This window comes from Paenibacillus sp. FSL R10-2788 (assembly GCF_038003885.1).
Classification (GTDB): Bacteria; Bacillota; Bacilli; order Paenibacillales; family Paenibacillaceae; genus Paenibacillus_AQ; species Paenibacillus_AQ odorifer.
The window spans coordinates 4831832-4848339 of record NZ_JBBOQA010000001.1 but is presented as its reverse complement, the minus strand read 5'-3'; the positions used below and the strand labels follow the sequence as shown (position 1 = coordinate 4848339).

Annotated in this window: 19 protein-coding genes; 15 read left to right on the top strand and 4 right to left on the bottom strand. The window is 45.3% G+C overall.

The annotated features are described in order from the left end of the window. Positions 1-69 precede the first annotated feature (69 nt). Positions 70-783 carry a cytochrome c biogenesis CcdA family protein gene (locus tag NSQ50_RS21675; protein ID WP_076146793.1) on the top strand — a complete coding sequence of 238 codons (714 nt, stop codon included), beginning with the start codon at positions 70-72 and terminating at the stop codon, positions 781-783. A 20-nt stretch (positions 784-803) separates the two neighbouring features. Here NSQ50_RS21675 and splB read toward each other — a convergent pair whose 3' ends face one another. Then, positions 804-1880 carry a spore photoproduct lyase gene (gene splB, locus NSQ50_RS21670; RefSeq protein WP_036682882.1) on the bottom strand — a complete coding sequence of 359 codons (1077 nt, stop codon included), beginning with the start codon at positions 1878-1880 and terminating at the stop codon, positions 804-806. Between the two features lie 193 nt (positions 1881-2073). On the opposite strand from splB, the gene mntR reads away from it, so the two are divergent. The 3 genes from mntR to NSQ50_RS21655 all read left to right on the top strand — a co-directional run bounded on the left by mntR (position 2074) and on the right by NSQ50_RS21655 (position 5469). Continuing rightward, complete coding sequence (gene mntR, locus NSQ50_RS21665) at positions 2074-2499, top strand: transcriptional regulator MntR (protein ID WP_036682880.1); 426 nt, start codon at positions 2074-2076, stop codon at positions 2497-2499. Positions 2500-2762: 263 nt separating this feature from the next. Next, a complete protein-coding gene (locus tag NSQ50_RS21660; RefSeq protein WP_076223558.1) occupies positions 2763-4451 on the top strand; it encodes a family 10 glycosylhydrolase in 1689 nt (562 codons plus the stop codon). Positions 4452-4539: 88 nt separating this feature from the next. After that, on the top strand, positions 4540-5469 hold the full coding sequence (locus NSQ50_RS21655; RefSeq protein ID WP_076223555.1) for a patatin-like phospholipase family protein: 930 nt from the start codon (positions 4540-4542) through the stop codon (positions 5467-5469). Between the two features lie 87 nt (positions 5470-5556). On the opposite strand, the gene NSQ50_RS21650 is transcribed toward NSQ50_RS21655, so the two are convergent. Then, positions 5557-5895, bottom strand: a complete 339-nt coding sequence (locus NSQ50_RS21650) for a hypothetical protein (protein ID WP_036682871.1) — start codon at positions 5893-5895, stop codon at positions 5557-5559. A 7-nt stretch (positions 5896-5902) separates the two neighbouring features. Then, complete coding sequence (locus NSQ50_RS21645) at positions 5903-6943, bottom strand: DUF1385 domain-containing protein (RefSeq protein WP_370510857.1); 1041 nt, start codon at positions 6941-6943, stop codon at positions 5903-5905. A 113-nt stretch (positions 6944-7056) separates the two neighbouring features. Here NSQ50_RS21645 and NSQ50_RS21640 point away from each other — a divergent pair, with 113 nt between their 5' ends. The 5 genes from NSQ50_RS21640 to NSQ50_RS21620 all read left to right on the top strand — a co-directional run bounded on the left by NSQ50_RS21640 (position 7057) and on the right by NSQ50_RS21620 (position 11441). Then, positions 7057-7548, top strand: a complete 492-nt coding sequence (locus NSQ50_RS21640; protein WP_036682865.1) for a YqhR family membrane protein — start codon at positions 7057-7059, stop codon at positions 7546-7548. Between the two features lie 74 nt (positions 7549-7622). Then, a complete protein-coding gene (locus tag NSQ50_RS21635; protein ID WP_076223552.1) occupies positions 7623-8693 on the top strand; it encodes a M24 family metallopeptidase in 1071 nt (356 codons plus the stop codon). 47 nt (positions 8694-8740) lie between these two features. Continuing rightward, complete coding sequence (efp, locus tag NSQ50_RS21630; RefSeq protein ID WP_038572538.1) at positions 8741-9298, top strand: elongation factor P; 558 nt, start codon at positions 8741-8743, stop codon at positions 9296-9298. A gap of 147 nt (positions 9299-9445) precedes the next feature. Then, on the top strand, positions 9446-9994 hold the full coding sequence (locus NSQ50_RS21625) for a dihydrofolate reductase family protein (protein WP_076223549.1): 549 nt from the start codon (positions 9446-9448) through the stop codon (positions 9992-9994). Positions 9995-10187: 193 nt separating this feature from the next. Continuing rightward, positions 10188-11441, top strand: coding sequence for an aspartate kinase (locus NSQ50_RS21620; RefSeq protein WP_036682855.1), 1254 nt, complete (start codon positions 10188-10190; stop codon positions 11439-11441). 134 nt (positions 11442-11575) lie between these two features. Here NSQ50_RS21620 and NSQ50_RS21615 read toward each other — a convergent pair whose 3' ends face one another. Further along, positions 11576-12442 (bottom strand): YitT family protein, encoded by an 867-nt coding sequence (locus tag NSQ50_RS21615; RefSeq protein WP_081382367.1) that lies wholly within the window; start codon positions 12440-12442, stop codon positions 11576-11578. Between the two features lie 302 nt (positions 12443-12744). Between NSQ50_RS21615 and NSQ50_RS21610 the strand changes: the two genes are divergently transcribed. From NSQ50_RS21610 to spoIIIAE, 6 genes are all read left to right on the top strand, one after another. Next, entirely contained in the window at positions 12745-13008 is a 264-nt protein-coding gene (locus NSQ50_RS21610; protein ID WP_371915730.1) for a YqhV family protein, read from the top strand. Positions 13009-13090: 82 nt separating this feature from the next. Further along, the gene (gene spoIIIAA, locus NSQ50_RS21605) at positions 13091-14092 is read left to right on the top strand and encodes a stage III sporulation protein AA (RefSeq protein ID WP_036682854.1); all 1002 of its coding nucleotides are present in this window, start codon (positions 13091-13093) and stop codon (positions 14090-14092) included. After that, positions 14085-14603 (top strand): stage III sporulation protein SpoIIIAB, encoded by a 519-nt coding sequence (spoIIIAB, locus tag NSQ50_RS21600; protein WP_036682851.1) that lies wholly within the window; start codon positions 14085-14087, stop codon positions 14601-14603. The genes spoIIIAA and spoIIIAB overlap by 8 nt, the downstream gene beginning before the upstream one ends. A 13-nt stretch (positions 14604-14616) precedes the next feature. After that, on the top strand, positions 14617-14820 hold the full coding sequence (gene spoIIIAC / locus NSQ50_RS21595) for a stage III sporulation protein AC (RefSeq protein WP_036682849.1): 204 nt from the start codon (positions 14617-14619) through the stop codon (positions 14818-14820). 7 nt (positions 14821-14827) lie between these two features. Continuing rightward, on the top strand, positions 14828-15217 hold the full coding sequence (gene spoIIIAD / locus NSQ50_RS21590) for a stage III sporulation protein AD (RefSeq protein ID WP_036682847.1): 390 nt from the start codon (positions 14828-14830) through the stop codon (positions 15215-15217). 44 nt (positions 15218-15261) lie between these two features. After that, a complete protein-coding gene (gene spoIIIAE / locus NSQ50_RS21585; protein ID WP_036682845.1) occupies positions 15262-16494 on the top strand; it encodes a stage III sporulation protein AE in 1233 nt (410 codons plus the stop codon). The last annotated feature ends 14 nt before the right edge of the window (positions 16495-16508 follow it).

Here is a 16508-nt window from a genome sequence, read left to right as displayed (position 1 = left end):
TTATATTAAAAAAAGGAGCCATAAGCAGCTCCATGAAGTGACTCGAATGCCGGAAGGAGAGCCGCTATTTTGTCTAATATCAATGCAGGAATTGCTTTAGCCGCAGGGGTGGCATCGTTTATATCGCCATGCTGCTTACCGCTGTACCCCTCTTATTTATCGTACATTACCGGGTTATCCGTTCAACAATTAAAATCAGGCAGCAACTCTAAAGAGGTTCGTGTACGCACCCTGACTCATACATTGGCATTTATATTAGGTTTTTCTGCTGTTTTTTACACACTTGGTTTTGGGGCTGGGTTATTCGGGCAATTCTTTAATGGCCAGCGTGATCTGATCCGGCAATTGTCGGCGATTCTAATTATTGTAATGGGTTTATTTTTGATTGGGATTTTTCAGCCCCAGTTTCTACTTCGCGAACGGAAGCTTGATTTAAAATGGAAACCGGCGGGTTATGTGGGCTCCTTTATTTTCGGAATTGGTTTTTCTGCTGGTTGGTCACCTTGTATCGGACCGATTTTGACGGCAATTATTGCACTGTCGGCAAGCGATCCAGGCACTTGGTTTACATTGATTACCGCGTATAGCATCGGATTTGCTTTGCCATTTTTTCTTTTAGCCTTTTTCCTTGGCGGAGTGAAGCGTATCCTCAAGTATTCGAATCTGCTGATGAAGATTGGCGGCGTCCTAATGGTATTTATGGGTGTTTTGCTGTTCACGGATCAAATGTTCCGGATAACAGTGTGGCTACAAGGAATAACGCCGGATTGGCTAATTTTTTAAAATACAAGAATTTTTAGAGCTTAGGTGAAGTAATCAATACCTGCTTCAGGAAAATGCTCGAAAATCCGCTCTGTGATAAATTCTCGCAGGGCGGTTTGCTGTTCATCCGGATAGACATATTTGTTCTGTCCCCAGCGGCCCCATTTCTTTTTACGTTTCTCCATGTCCATTTCTAGTTTAGATTTCGGATAACGTTTCTCAATTACAGTTTTGGCTGTTTTGGTGAATCGGTGCTGAATCATTTCAAAGGTTAGACCTTTTCCTATTTCCGGCGGGAGGGTCTTGGCTAATTTGGCCAGCAGCTCCGCGTAGCCTTCCTGCCAGCCGTCATACCAAATAATTGGGGCAATGATGAAGCCCAGTGGATAGCCGGCACGTGCGACCTTTCCAGCCGCTTCAATTCGCTCTTCAAACCGCGAGGTAGCAGGCTCGAAATTTTTGATCACATAGTCAGCATTTACGCTAAAACGAATTCTGGTATGTCCGTTATGCTGCAAATCGAGTAGAGGTTCAACATGTTGGTATTTGGTCACAAAGCGCAGGCGGCCAAGGGGCTCCGCTGCCATGAATGTGATGAGTTCTGACAGAGATCCGGTAATATGCTCCAGTCCTAATGGATCTGAGGTACAGGCTGCTTCAAAAGTCGTGATTTCAGGGCTACGTTCCTCGATATATTTTTTGGCGGCGTCAATGATGTCTTCGGTGTTTACATATACACGAATGTAAGGCTTTGCACCTAAAGTAGTCTGCAAATAACAATAATGGCAGTGGCCCATGCAGCCAGTTGCGATCGGAATTGCATAATCTGCGGAGGGTTTGGATTGGTCAAACTTTAAGGTTTTGCGCAGGCCGACTACAAGTGTTCTTTTGGCAATTTTATATTGCTCGACCTCTGTGTCACCCGGGAAATTCATTATGCGGTTATGCGATGTAGTCATGCGATAGGGAATATTGTTAGCCTTCACCCATTCCATGATCCGTTCACCTTTCGGGTAATTTAAAGCATCCGGCTCGAAGAAAACAAGCTCGGGGACAAAAAGGGCTGTAGCTTTTCTGGTTCTCTTTACGGGAGGGGTCTCAGGTGTCACTATAGTCATGAATTCACGCTCCTTCTGAAAGATGAGTAAGTTTATTATGCCTAACTGAGTCTCATTAGAAGCATGGCAATCATGGGTAACTCCTCAGCATGTTCTCTTGAAGGACTTGCCAAGGGGCGTTAGAAACATGTATCATTGTTAGAGCAAGGTTTGGCTCGGCGCCAGGTTCATTATAGAAAAGAGGTAAATTTTAATGCCAACACCCAGCATGGAGGATTATTTGGAGCGCATATATAAGCTCATTGATGAGAAAGGTTATGCGCGGGTCTCGGATATTGCCGAGGGACTGGAAGTACATCCCTCCTCTGTGACCAAGATGATCCAAAAACTGGATAAGGACGAATATCTCATCTATGAGAAATATCGTGGGCTTGTCCTAACCAACAAAGGGAAAAAAGTAGGGAAACGTCTTGTTGATCGTCATCAACTATTGGAAGAATTCCTCGGTTTGATCGGAGTACAGCAGGAATTTATCTATAATGATGTTGAAGGGATCGAGCACCACCTAAGTTGGGATTCGATTACACGTATCGAAACGTTGGTGGAATATTTCCGCCGCGATGAAGAACGTCTGCAGACTTTATATGCTATTCACAATGAACTGGCAAGCGATTCTTGAAATGTTTTTTCCCGAAACGGATACCGTCCTTAAAGTTATGCCCAGCAAGGCTTTGGTGAGCATAAACTACTTGATGGTATAGCCGTTTCTATTTTGTTTAGTGCAACCTTTCCCAGTTTTTAGCGTCAAAACGGATAAGTCCTTTTTCTGGCTGAGATTGATACCGCTCTTTTGAAGGGTGGAATCGGTACATCAACTTGGAGGATTGATCCGTTTTTTCTTTTTTTATTGGATACATATTATTTTAGATTTGGGGAGGAATTATGAATTATCGTAAATGGATGTTGGGATTGCTAGTATTAGTATTGTTTCTGCCTTTATGGTCTCCTGGGGCACGTGCGGCAGCTGTGCAGATTACCATTGAACTGGATGGCGAGGCGCTGGCAAGCGATGTGCCGCCGTATATCACAGCTTCGAATGTAACGATGGTGCCAATTAGCGTCATTAGTAAAGGGTTGAGTGCTGGAGTAGTTTGGAATCAAAGCAGTAAGACAGTTACAATCACGCAAGGAGATACAGAGATCAAGCTGACCAGTGGCCAGAAAAGTGCATTAGTTAATAATGCTTCTGTAGCCCTCGACACCTCAGTACAGATTAAGCAGGGACGGGTTATGGTGCCGCTTCGTTTTGTAAGTGAGCAATTGGGGTTACAGGTTATCTGGGATCAGACTACCAAACATATTTCTTTGTACTCTAATACAGAGCCGCCGCAGGCTGCTGATCCGGAAACGCCAGCAGTACCTACAGCGACTCCAGTCGTTACGCCAACGCCGACCCCAGCCCCTACAGCGACTCCAAAACCGACCTCGCCAACAGTTCCAAGTATCCCTGGTGCGTCGGCTAACAAGGAGATGAAGGGAGCCTGGATCTCTACAGTATTTAATCTGGACTGGCCTTCAGTAGCTTCTGCAGGTAACGAAGCGAAACAAAAACAAGAATTTGATAATCTGCTGGACAAGCTAAAAGCTGTTGGTTTTAATGCTGTTTTTGTACAGGTTAGAACCTCAGCAGACAGCCTGTACCCTTCTGTTCTAGTTCCTTGGTCTAAGGTGCTGACCGGCACCCAAGGAAAAAATCCGGGTTATGACCCGTTGAGCTATATGGTCAGCGCTGCACATTCACGCGGTATGCAGTTCCATGCATGGTTCAACCCATTCCGCGCGACAACGGATGCTTCTACATCCGCATTAGCAAGTAATCATGTGGCTAAGTCAAATCCGGAATGGATTGTAGACGCAGGAGGTAAAAAATACATCAATCCAGGGATCCCAGCAGCCCGCCAGCATATTATCGATACAGTGTTGGAGGTCGTCAAAGGCTATGATGTAGATGGTGTCCATTTGGATGATTATTTCTATCCTTCAGGTGTATCTTTTGCTGATGATACTGCTTATAAGACTTATAACACGAAGAACCTGTCCTCTAAGGTGGATTGGCGCCGCGATAATATTAATGAATTCGTCCGTCAATTGGGAGAACAGATTCATAAGGTGAAACCGAAGGTTTCTTATGGAATTAGTCCGTTTGGTGTATGGCGTAATATCAAAAAAGACAGCACAGGTTCGGATACCACAGCTGGAGTTACCGCTTATGACGATATGTACGCCGATGTTCGGACATGGATCAAGCAAGGCTGGATTGACTATGTCGCACCGCAAATTTATTGGAGTCTGTCCTTTAGCACTGCCCGCTACGATAAGCTAGTAGATTGGTGGGTTAAAGAGGTAGAGAATACGAATGTTAAGCTCTATATTGGGCAAGCTGCTTATAAGGTTGGAGCAAGTGACCAGAAAGCAGAATGGCAAAGTGGCGACCAAATCATCAACCAGCTTAAATATAATGAGAAATATAAAGAGGTTGCAGGCAGTATTATGTTCAGAGCAAATGACATTGTAGTCCGCAATCCGTTTGGATTATCAAATTTGCTGACCTTTTATTTTCAGTCCAAATAAGATAACTGTTCTAGATAAGGAGTCATGAATGCTCCCCCGTGCTCATAGATAAGCAATAGAATCTATGGGAAACGGGGGATTTTCGTGTATGGAGATTAACGCTGTGTTTGAAGGAGGGGGAGTAAAAGGGATTTCTCTCGCTGGAGCAGTTGAAGCCACGGAAAAGGCGGGGCGAACCTTTAAAAAGGTCGCTGGAACCTCCTCAGGCGCGATTGTAGCGACTTTACTGGCTGCGGGTTATGAAGGTGAGGAAATGAGTCGGATGATCCAAGGAACTTCTTTTTCATCGTTTATGAAGCGAGCTCCCATTTATAATACGGCTTGGGTAGGTCCTGCACTGCGAGTGTTATTGAAGAAGGGATTGTATTCGGGTGAAGCCTTGGAATCGTGGATGAGATCGCTTTTGCTTAAAAAGGGAATTATCACTTTTCGTGATCTGCCTCCAGGCAAACTATCTATAATTGCTTCTGACATTACCAATGGCCGGATATTGGTCTTACCAGATGGGTTGGAACAGTATGGAATCTCTCCTGAACATTTTGAGGTGGCTAAGGCTGTCCGTATGAGCTGCAGTATTCCTTATTTTTTTGATCCAGTGATGCTCAGGTTAAATGGACAGTCCGCTAGAGGGAAGTCTTTTATTGAGCAATTTGTATACGTTGTGGACGGAGGATTATTAAGCAATTTTCCTTTATGGCTATTTGACGGGATGAACGAGAATAGTAAAGTGCCGGGGAAAAGAATCCCTACCGTAGGGTATCAAACAGTAGGTAAAACCGACCCGCAGCCCCACAGGATTAGGGGACCATTCAGTATGCTGCAAGCTATGGTCAGTACCATGCTGTCTGCTCATGATGAGAAATATATTGAAGATGATAAATATGTCCGCACAGTAACCATCCCAACGCTTGGTATCGGCACGACCCAATTTAATATTACGAAGATGCAAAGCGACGAATTGTATGCCGCCGGACTGAAAGCAGGGGAAGACTTCTTTAAGGAATGGCGCCCCCGATAACAAGCAAGCTTCATAATATCAGAAAAAAAGCATCCCGCACGTTATTTTGAAACGTGGAGATGCTTTTTTGTGCTTGTCATAATTTAGTTAATGGTACTTCGGAAGCTGATCATCGTTTTTCCCTTTATTTCCTTCGATGACTTGGAAGGGATAACTTTTGCGTTTGCCTGGTGCTGCTTGTGTCTTGCGAATCCCAGCTACCTTGGTCATGGTTTTCTGCGAAGGTTTGACTTTGATTCTAGATCCATTACTGCTGCGAGCGTATTTCCCTGGTCCCATTTTGTAAGCATAATAGATAATCGCTAACAATACTAAGGGGAGAATCAGCTTCGACAGCGTGTAGAAAGGCTCAGTCAAGACTCCAATCACAAAACCGAATATTGCAAGAATTACTGAAATCCAAAAAATTAAAGCATGCCTGATCATAGGACACTCATCCTTTCGCAGGATCCAATATGCCGCCTGACACACTTGCCTCCGTATATCCTCTGGCTTCAATCTCTGCATCAAGCTCACGCATACGATTGAAAGAGGCGATGGATACTTCTACCTGATCATCCTTTGGTTCTTTGGTAGTGAGCAGCTGCAGCCATAGTCCAGGATATCCCAAGTATTTAAGACCTGGAATTTCTCTTACTGCGTTGGTACCCTTCAGAACCTCAAACGAAACACCGATTACGACAGGCAACAGAATAATCCGTTGGATCACACGTTCCCAAAGATTATCCCATGGTACTACGGAGTAAATAATAACGCCGAGGATAATCGTCAGCATCATAAAACTGCTTCCGCAGCGGTAATGCAGACGGCTGTATTTCTGAACGTTCTGGACAGTCAGCTCTTCGCCTGCTTCAAAGGCGCTGATGACTTTGTGTTCCGCACCGTGATACTGGAATAGCCGCTTGATCACAGGTGTTTGCGAAATCGCCCATAAATAGACCAGCAAGAGGACCATTTTAATGCCGCCTTCTATGAGGTTGTGCAGTACATAGTTATCAAATGCATTCTTGAATAAAAAATCTTCGACAAATACTGGGACAAGCGTAAAAATGAGCTTTCCGAATAAGAAGGAGAGAATACCCATTACAGCAACGCCAAAAATCATTCCGAGGCTCCAGCCTTCGTCCTTTTTCTTCGGCTTAGCTTTCTCTTTCGCCAGTTCTTCGGGTTCCAATTCATCTTCGGCATAGGATTCAGCTGAATAGTTCAAGTGCTTAGAGCCTTTGGCGCTGGCATCTATAATACTGACAAGGCCGCGAAGCAGCGGAATCTTGCGCAGTTTAGTGACCCAGCTCTTATCGCTTCTTGGCACCTCCAAAAATGTAATCTCCTGATTCTTTCGTCGCACGGCTGTTACATTAATATGCTTGCCGCCGAACATGACGCCTTCAATGACGGCTTGGCCGCCATAGCTGGGAGTTTCCTGGGACAACCAATTCACCTTCCCGTAATTAATATGATTTATATAATACATTGTAACTAATTTTTGAAGACATTACTAGTTGGATCGCCTTTTGCTGCACATACTACCTTATAGGGACAAGGAGAGACAAATCGGTATTAAAATACGGAAAGCGAGGCAATTCTATGAGCAAATCACATCAACAACAATCAGATCATACTAATATTTGGTTTTTTGCGCTCGAATTAGGTTTTTTCGCAGGTTTGATTTGGGGAGGGCTGCACTGGTTAATCTACTGGTTCAGCTTTACCAAGGTTAGTCCTGGTTATTTAGCAGAGCCGTTTTTTAAACATACTTTTCTGACAACAATGTATGGACATCTCGTGGGTTATTTGTTTTTCATCTTATTTTCAGTGATAGCCTCACTGCTATATGTGCTTATTCTGCGCAAGCTGAAGGGACCTTGGCCAGGATTGGTTTATGGTGTTTTGTGGTGGGTAGTTATATTTATTCCCGGCTCGCAAATGTTTCTTATGCAGCCGCCTTTTAAGCTGCCGTGGAACACTGTGATTAGTGAGTTCTGCCTTTTTTTACTTTGGGGGATGTTCATTGGATACACAGCGGCGATTGAGTATACCGACGAACGAAAGCGTGAGCAAGCGACTGCACTTGCCTAACGGCTCGAAAAAACTTCTCAAGGGGATATCCCTATGTTAAAATACAATGTGGCTATTTCGAGAGGAGAATGAAAATGGGTAACGAGCGCGTCTCCAAGCTGCGTAAGGTTTTGCAGGATAAAGGATTGGAAGCAATGTTGATAACCAGCGGTTATAACCGCCGCTATTTAAGTGGATTTACCGGATCGTCCGGTTATGTATTGGTGACAAGCGATGATTGTTATCTGCTAACTGACTTCAGGTACATGACACAGGCTGCGGATCAAGCGGTAGGAGTTAAGGTTGTAGAGCATGGTCCTAAATTTATTGATACAGTACGCGAGTTGCTGCCAACAGGCAGTGAGGTACGTGTTGGTTTCGAACAGGATGATGTCTCATTCAGCGCTTATACCTCATATGCGGAAACCCTTAAGCCGGCAGTGTTAGTTCCAGTTTCCAAAGCCGTGGAAGACCTCCGTATGTTCAAGGATGCTGAAGAGCTTGCTGTTATGCAACGTGCAGCTGATCTGGCTGATGCTACATTCAATCATATTCTGAATGTGATCAAACCAGGCATGACTGAAAGAGACGTCGATTTGGAAATGGAATTCTATATGCGTACCCACGGGGCAACTGCGTCATCTTTTGATACGATTGTTGCTTCAGGTGAACGTTCGTCCATGCCGCATGGCGTAGCAAGCAGCCGTGTAATTCAAGGTAATGAATTTATTACGCTTGATTTCGGCGCATTACTCGATGGATACTGCTCAGATGTGACTCGTACCATTGCACTCGGAGCTCCAGATCCGAAGCTGAAAGAAATCTATGATATTGTGCTGGAAGCTCAGCTACATACGTTGGCACATATCAAACCGGGTATGACTGGACGGGAATGTGATGCACTGGCACGTGATATCATCGCTAGCTACGGATATGGTGATCAATTTGGACATAGTACGGGTCATGGACTTGGAATGGAAGTTCATGAATGGCCGCGTTTGTCCAAGCTGAGTGACGATATCATGCAGCCGGGAATGGTGGTTACTGTGGAACCAGGTATCTATTTGCCGGGGATTGGCGGAGTACGTATTGAAGACGATATTGTGATCACCGAGAGCGGAATATCGCTGCTGACCCATTCGTCCAAAGAATATACAGTACTGTAAGTATGAAAAAGTAGTGGTTTAATTATCGAATTCAGGAGGGATTTTTAGTGATTTCAGTAAACGATTTTAAGACAGGCTTGACCGTAGAGGTGGACGGTGATATTTTTACCGTTCTTGATTTCCAGCACGTTAAACCAGGTAAAGGTGCAGCGTTCGTTCGCTCTAAGCTGAAAAACCTGCGCAATGGTAACACTGTAGAGCGTACTTTCCGTGCAGGTGAAACTATTGGCCGTGCTATTATTGAGAACCGTGGCGTGCAATATTTGTATGCAAGCGGATCTGAGCATGCTTTCATGGACAACGAAACCTATGACCAATTCGAATTGTCCAGCAAGCAGCTTGAATGGGAATTGAACTTCCTTAAAGAGAACATGACTGTAAACATCATCAGTTACCAAGGTGAAATCCTTGGGATCAACCTGCCTACCAGTGTAGAGCTGAAGGTTGTTGAAACTGAGCCAGGTGTGAAGGGAAATACAGCTCAAGGCGCTACTAAATCGGCCAAGCTTGAAACAGGTCATTCTGTACAAGTTCCTTTGTTCATCAATGAAGGAGATGTGCTGCTTATTGATACTCGCGAAGGTAAATATATCTCCCGCGCGTAGGAAGCATCATACTTGCTGAACTTATAACCAATCAGCCTCCCCCGTTATTACGGTGGGGGGTTTTTGGTATATAAACGAGGATGCATGAGGAACAGTATAGGTGTGGGATATTATACTTACGAATTAAAGGATTAGAAGGAGGCGCATATGAGAAAATTAATTATATCTGAGTTCATATCCCTTGATGGTGTTATGGAAAATCCACAATGGACCTTCTCATTCGGAAGTGAAGAACAGGAGCATTTCAAATTTGCTGAACTGAAAGCTGCTGACGCTCTAATGTTAGGACGGACAACCTACGAAGGTTTTGCAGAGGCTTGGCCAAATATGGTTGAGCAGACGGGTGAGTACGGTGAAATGATGAATGGATACGCTAAGTACGTAGTCTCCACAACTCTCGAAGAAACAACATGGAGCAATTCAAGCTTGATCAAGGGCGATCTTGTTCAGGAGGTGTCCAAGCTGAAGGAGCAGCCGGGGAGAGATATTCTCGTTTTTGGCAGTCGTACGCTTGCGCAGAGCCTCATGCAGCTTGGCCTTGTCGATAAATATCAGCTTCTGGTCTTCCCGATTCTGCTGGGTAGCGGTCAGCGACTGTTCGATAACGTTGGTGAAGAGAAGACGTTGGAGCTAGTGGACTCCAAAAGATTCAGTTCTGGAGTGATGGCCTTGACTTATCGACCAGCTTCCCATTGAAATATTGGAAGACGAGTGAAATGAGGTCAGCTAGTGTGTTGAAGCTGACCTTATCTTTTTGTTAGCTTCTGGAAAATCAATAATTTTTTAATGAAATCATTAACGCATTACGCTATTTTCGTATTATACTGGTTTAAAGCGGGAAACCGATTAGAAGCAACTACATAGACCGATATGGGGAGTGAGTGGGACTTTGTCACTTTATGTTATGAAATTCGGAGGCAGCTCCGTCGGCGACACAGAACGCATGCAACGTGTTGCCAAGCGCATCGCAGACAAGCAGGATGAGGGACATCGCTGCGTTGTAGTTGTATCTGCTATGGGGGATACAACAGATGATTTGATCGATACGGCGAAGCAATTAAACGGGCAGCCGCCTGCACGTGAAATGGATATGCTGATGACAACAGGAGAGCAGATTTCCGTTGCTCTTTTGTCCATAGCTCTTCATGGGATCGGGCGGAATGCAGTATCTTATACAGGATGGCAGGCCGGGTTCCGTACAGACGAAACCCACGGTAGAGCTCGTATCAATGATATTGATCCACACCGTGTAGTAGCGTCTTTGGAACGCGAACAGATCGTTATCGTTGCCGGTTTCCAAGGTATGACTTTGGATGGTGAGATCACTACCCTGGGCCGCGGAGGATCGGACACGACAGCTGTAGCCCTTGCGGCTGCTATTCAAGCAGATGTATGTGAGATTTATACCGACGTTGATGGTATCTATTCTACAGATCCACGCATTGTGAAAACAGCCCGTAAGCTGAACGAAATCTCTTACGATGAGATGCTAGAGCTTGCCAATCTGGGAGCGGCCGTACTACATCCGCGTGCAGTGGAGTATGCTAAGCGTCATCAAGTTAAGCTGGTCGTTAGATCGAGCTTTAATCATAATGAAGGTACTGTTGTGAAGGAGGAAGCAAGCATGGAGCAAGGTGTCGTAGTTAGTGGGATTGCTTATGATAAGAATGTAGCGCGTGTCAGTATTCTAGGAGTACCTGATGTACCGGGTGTACTCGCTCAAGTCTTCGGCAAGCTGGCTGAAGAAGGCGTAAACGTAGATATCATTGTACAAAGTGGTGTGCAGAATGAGCAGGCTGACTTCTCATTTACAGTTTCACTTGATGAACTGGATCGTGCGAAGGAAGTAATTAAAGAAATCCATAAAACTTTACCTTACCGTGAAGTGACGTCCGAGGATAACCTCGTGAAGGTTTCTATTGTTGGCGCGGGTATGGTTAGCCATCCTGGTGTTGCAGCTCAAATGTTTGATGTACTCTCCCAAGAGGGCGTAAGCATTAAGATGGTCAGCACGTCAGAGATTAAGGTTTCTTGTGTAATCGAATCCGGCAATTTGCCATCGATCATTCAGGCGCTTCACACCGCTTATAATCTGGATACAACTGAGCAGGCCTTTGTTGGTGGTCCTAAGGATCGTCGTTAAGAGCCGTTTAATCAATAAAAAGGGAGATCCTACAGCTACTTAGCTACGGGGTCTCCTTTTTGGGCATCAGCTATAAATGAAAAGGAACGCTGCAGGTTTGAATGCAGCGTTCCTTTTTACATCTATATGGGTATTTATCCTAAACGTCTAAATCGGCCTAGAATTTCAACAGTCTCAAGTACATTGACGAAAGAGCTTGGATCCGTCTCAAGGATAGTCTTACGCAGCTCTGACAGCTCATAGCGGGTCGTTACGGTCATCAGCATTGTATTGCCCTCGTGACTGTAACCGCCCTCTGCGTTGACTACTGTGATGCCATGAGGCAGCTCTCTAAGACGATTCAGCATTTTATCCCGTTCCTTGGTAACAATGAAGCAGGTTAGCTTGACATGACGAATATGAATCATATCAACCACTCTGCTTTTCACAAAAATACAGAGCATAGCGTATAAGGCTGAGTCCCAGCTTTTAAAGAAGCCTAAACTCAGAATAACGATCCCATCCATTACGAAGAGTACATTCCCAATAGGAATATCCCGCTTACGTGTAATAATCGAGCCTAATATATCAAATCCTCCAGATGAGCCCCCGGCACGGAGAGAAAATCCAACCCCGCCAGCAATAATTACGCCGCCAAAAATACTAGCCAAAATCGGGTCTTTGGTCACTTTCACCGCAGGAATAATTGTCATGAACCAGGTGGTAGCTAAAACGGAAAGCATGCTTAGTAAGATGTACTTTTTCCCCACTGCAATAAATCCCCAGATCAGAACAGGAAGGTTTATCGCAAAATAAATGATTGAGATGTACTTCGGATTAGTTACATACCCGATGACTGAAGCCACCCCCGCTACCCCGCCGCTTAGCAGTTGATGAGGAATTAGAAATAATCTCATCCCTGCGGCGACTAAAAAAGCTGAAAAAATAATGATTGCCGCTTCTCTTACTGGTCTGACTACGGACCGCATGCTGAGCGGTAGCCCGTAATTTCGAACGTGCATGACACAAATCCCCTCTTTTTCTTATGTCTTTTTAGTTTGCCTTTTTTTGAAAATATAAACTCACTATATTTCCTATTAAAAAGGATACCACAGATGAAGGCGTTCGTAAAAATTATTTTATCATACTGATTATATTTATTTATGAACCCACTCACTATGAATTCTTTCACAGTCTGATCTGTAAATCTGTCATTTCTCATTGTCTAAAGTGAAAAAGCCACGCATATCCATGAATAATAGAAAGCTAAACAAGCCTCAGATGTCTTTTGGTATGAATGAATTAGTAAAAGGAGTTGAGTTGATTGGACAAGTATGTGAGTTGGATGGCGACTCTGCGGTTGTTCTCGGGCAGTGCAGAGATTATAGCTGCCCTGATAATGCTCAGATTAAATCAGGTCGATAAGGCACTCGCTGTCAATTCTGGACTGGCTTTGGTAGGCCCGACCATATTGATATTGACGACAGCAATTGGCCTGACTGGGATGGCGCAGCAGCTGTCATGGAGCAAATTAGGCTGGGTGGGCTGCGGTGTAGCCTTTCTCTTAATCGGGATTTTGAAAAAATGATAGATGATAGGCATATTAGGCGCGTACAAGCATAAATATGGAATAAAGCAATTAAGTAGAGGACAGCTTGGGGGTACTTTGTATGGCAGATGACTGGCTGCAATTGTTTCCTGAAAAAGTAAGAGCACTGTTAAAGTGCCTTCCCCTTCCGCTGCTAGGAATGGTGGAGGAGATTCGTGTCCGTGAAGGTCGTCCGCTGGAAATTAACTACTCTGGTAAATATCACTTTCTAAGAGTGAATGGCAGTTTGACGCAGAGGCCTGAAGAAGCTTACAAGCCGGATCGGGAAGACACTCATCGACTGCTAGATCTGATCAGCAACCATTCGCTATATACGATGGAAGAAGAGCTGAGAAAAGGATTTATTACGATTCCCGGCGGTCATCGGATAGGACTTGCTGGTAGGACAGTACTGAGTGGCGGAGGTGTAGAGCATCTTCGTGATATCACTGGCTTTAATGTCCGTATTGCTCGTGAAGTACCTGGAATCGCAGATGGAGTGCTGCCTTATTTACTGGACAAGGGGCGGCAGCGAATGATGCACACCTTGATTCTCTCCCCTCCACAACATGGCAAGACTACCCTACTCCGCGATCTCGCAAGACAAATCTCCTTAGGAGAATTGGGCAAGCGCGAAGGGAGTAGACCGGGGCTGAAGGTGGGAATTGTTGACGAACGGTCTGAAATTGCTGGCAGCCGGCGTGGTGTTCCCGCCTTTGACGTGGGTCCGCGGACAGACGTTCTTGATGGGTGTCCCAAGGCAGAAGGCATGATGATGATGATCCGGTCGCTATCTCCAGATGTATTAATCGCGGATGAGATTGGCCGTCCTGAAGATGCCGAAGCGGTTACCGAGGCACTGCATGCCGGAATATCTGTCATTGCTTCCGCTCACGGAAAAGATGTAACAGAGTTGGCTCGTAGGCCGGGTCTTGGAGGACTGCTGGAACAAAAGATGTTCGAGAGATATGTCATACTCCATCGTTCAGAAGCAGGCCTCACGTTTCGTATTCTGGATGGCCAGAAAAGAGGAATGCTGCTTATCTCTCCCGGGGATCGACTAGGTGGTGATTTGCATGCTTAAGCTGTTCGGTGCTGTGCTCATTGTGGTGGCTGGTACGCTTGCAGGTCTCCAGTTTGCTCGTCAATATGCAGACAGGCCCAGACATATCAGAGGTTTAATAGCAGCACTACAGCGGTTGGAAACAGAGATCATGTACGGCTTCACCCCACTGCCGGAAGCCATGCGGCGGATTGGGAATCAGTCTAAGGACCCGCTGAAATCGTTGTTTGTCAAAACAGCGGAGGAGATGAGCCCTCCCTATGACAGAAGCGCCCAGGATGCCATCCAGCGGGCGATGGAAGCATATTGGAAGTCTACCGCTATGAAGGGGACAGAAAAAGAGATTCTTCGCCAGCTCAGCTGTACTCTCGGCACAAGCGATAGGTCGAATCAGAGCACTCATATCGCGTTAGCATTGCAGCAATTGAAGCAGGAGGAGTCGGTGGCCAGAGAGGATCAAGGCAAATATGAAAAGTTAAGTAAAAGCCTGGGTCTGCTGCTTGGAGTACTGATCGTCATTTTGATCTTTTAGCGAGGTGCCAGGAATGAATATTGAAGTCAATGCGATTTTTCAAATTGCCGGCATTGGCATAATTATCGCCATGATACACACGGTGCTCAAACAGATGGGAAAAGAGGATTTCGCACATTGGGTCACCGTGATCGGGTTCGTAGTCGTGCTGTTCATGGTGATTCGTATGCTGGACGGGTTGCTGCAGGAAATAAAAACGATCTTTCTTTTTCAATAGGCGTGCTATGGAGATTATTCAAGTTGTTGGGATTGGGCTGATATCGACCATATTGATTCTCGTACTGAAGGAACAAAAACCGATGTTCGCCTTTCTTCTTGCTACTACAACAGGAATTCTAATTTTTATGTTTCTGATCGGCAAGATCGGAATGATCCTCTCTACACTGGAGCGGGTGGCTGAGTCATCGGGGATGGAAATGATTTATTTGAAGACTGTTTTCAAAATCATCGGCATTTCCTATATCGCAGAGTTTGGTGCACAGATTGTACGAGATGCCGGTCAGGAATCCATTGCTTCCAAAATAGAACTCGCCGGCAAAGTGCTAATTATGGTACTAGCCGTACCCATCATCAGCATCATTATCGAAACCGTCATGAAGCTACTGCCTGCTTAAAGCAATCGTAAAGAGAGCTGAGCAACGAATCGGGAGGAGAAATTATGCAAGAGCGCAGTGTTTTCCGTCCTCCAAAACTAAAAATAATACTGCTGCTGCTTCCATTCTTTTTCATTCTATGGTTTGCAGGTACAGCTCAGAGTGTGCAAGCTTCCTCAACACCAGAATCCGGCAGTTCTTCCCCGGTAGACCAGTGGGTCAAGAGCCAGGTGAATAATTTGCCAAAAGATAAAGTGGAGTCGTATTGGGATCAGCTGATGAAGGATTATGGTGGTTTTTTCCCGGACGGGGCCACACCTACGCTAATGGACATGCTGCTTCCAGGAGATAAGGGGCTCAGCTTGAAGGGTGTGTTATCTGGGCTTCTAGGCTTTATGTGGCATGAGGTGCTGTACAACGGAAAGCTGCTCGTGACGATTGTGATGATCAGTGTGCTCAGCATGATTCTGGAGACGCTGCAAACCGCTTTTGAGCGAAAAACGGTCAGTAAGGTCGCTTATACGCTCTGTTATATGGTGGTGCTGGTAATTGCCGTGAACAGCTTCAATATCGCTATTGGTTATGCAAAGGATGCTATCGACCGGATGATCGATTTCATGATGGCGATGATTCCACTGCTGTTCGCGCTGCTGGCTTCGATGGGGAATATCGTTACGGTCTCTGTCACCCATCCGTTAATTGTTTTTATGATTCATACGGTTGGCACCATGATCCACACCCTTGTTTTTCCGCTTCTGTTCTTCTCGGCTGTGCTGCATCTGGTCAGCGCATTGTCGGAGAAATATAAACTAACCCAGCTGGCTAACCTGCTGCGAAACATCGGTGCTGGACTGTTAGGTGTACTGCTAACTGTGTTCCTAGGTGTAATTTCCGTTCGAGGGATAACAAGCTCAGTAACGGATGGAGTCACCATTCGGGCCGCTAAATATATTACAGGGAATTTTGTTCCGGTCATCGGCAAAATGTTCGCGGATGCCACAGACACAGTAATCTCAGCTTCACTGCTGGTGAAGAATGCGATCGGGTTATCGGGTGTCATTATCATATTGTTCCTGTGTGCTTTTCCGGCAATCAAAATCCTGGTGCTTGCCCTTATCTACAACATAGCCGCCGCTGTGATGCAGCCGCTGGGAGAGACACCGATTGTAGTCTGTCTCCAGACGATTGGAAAAAGCATGGTGTACGTATTCGCTGCTTTGGCTGCTGTTTCCTTAATGTTTTTTATGGCGGTTACGATCATGCTGACTGCGGGCAACTTGACCGTAATGATGAGGTGAAGCAACAAAACCTT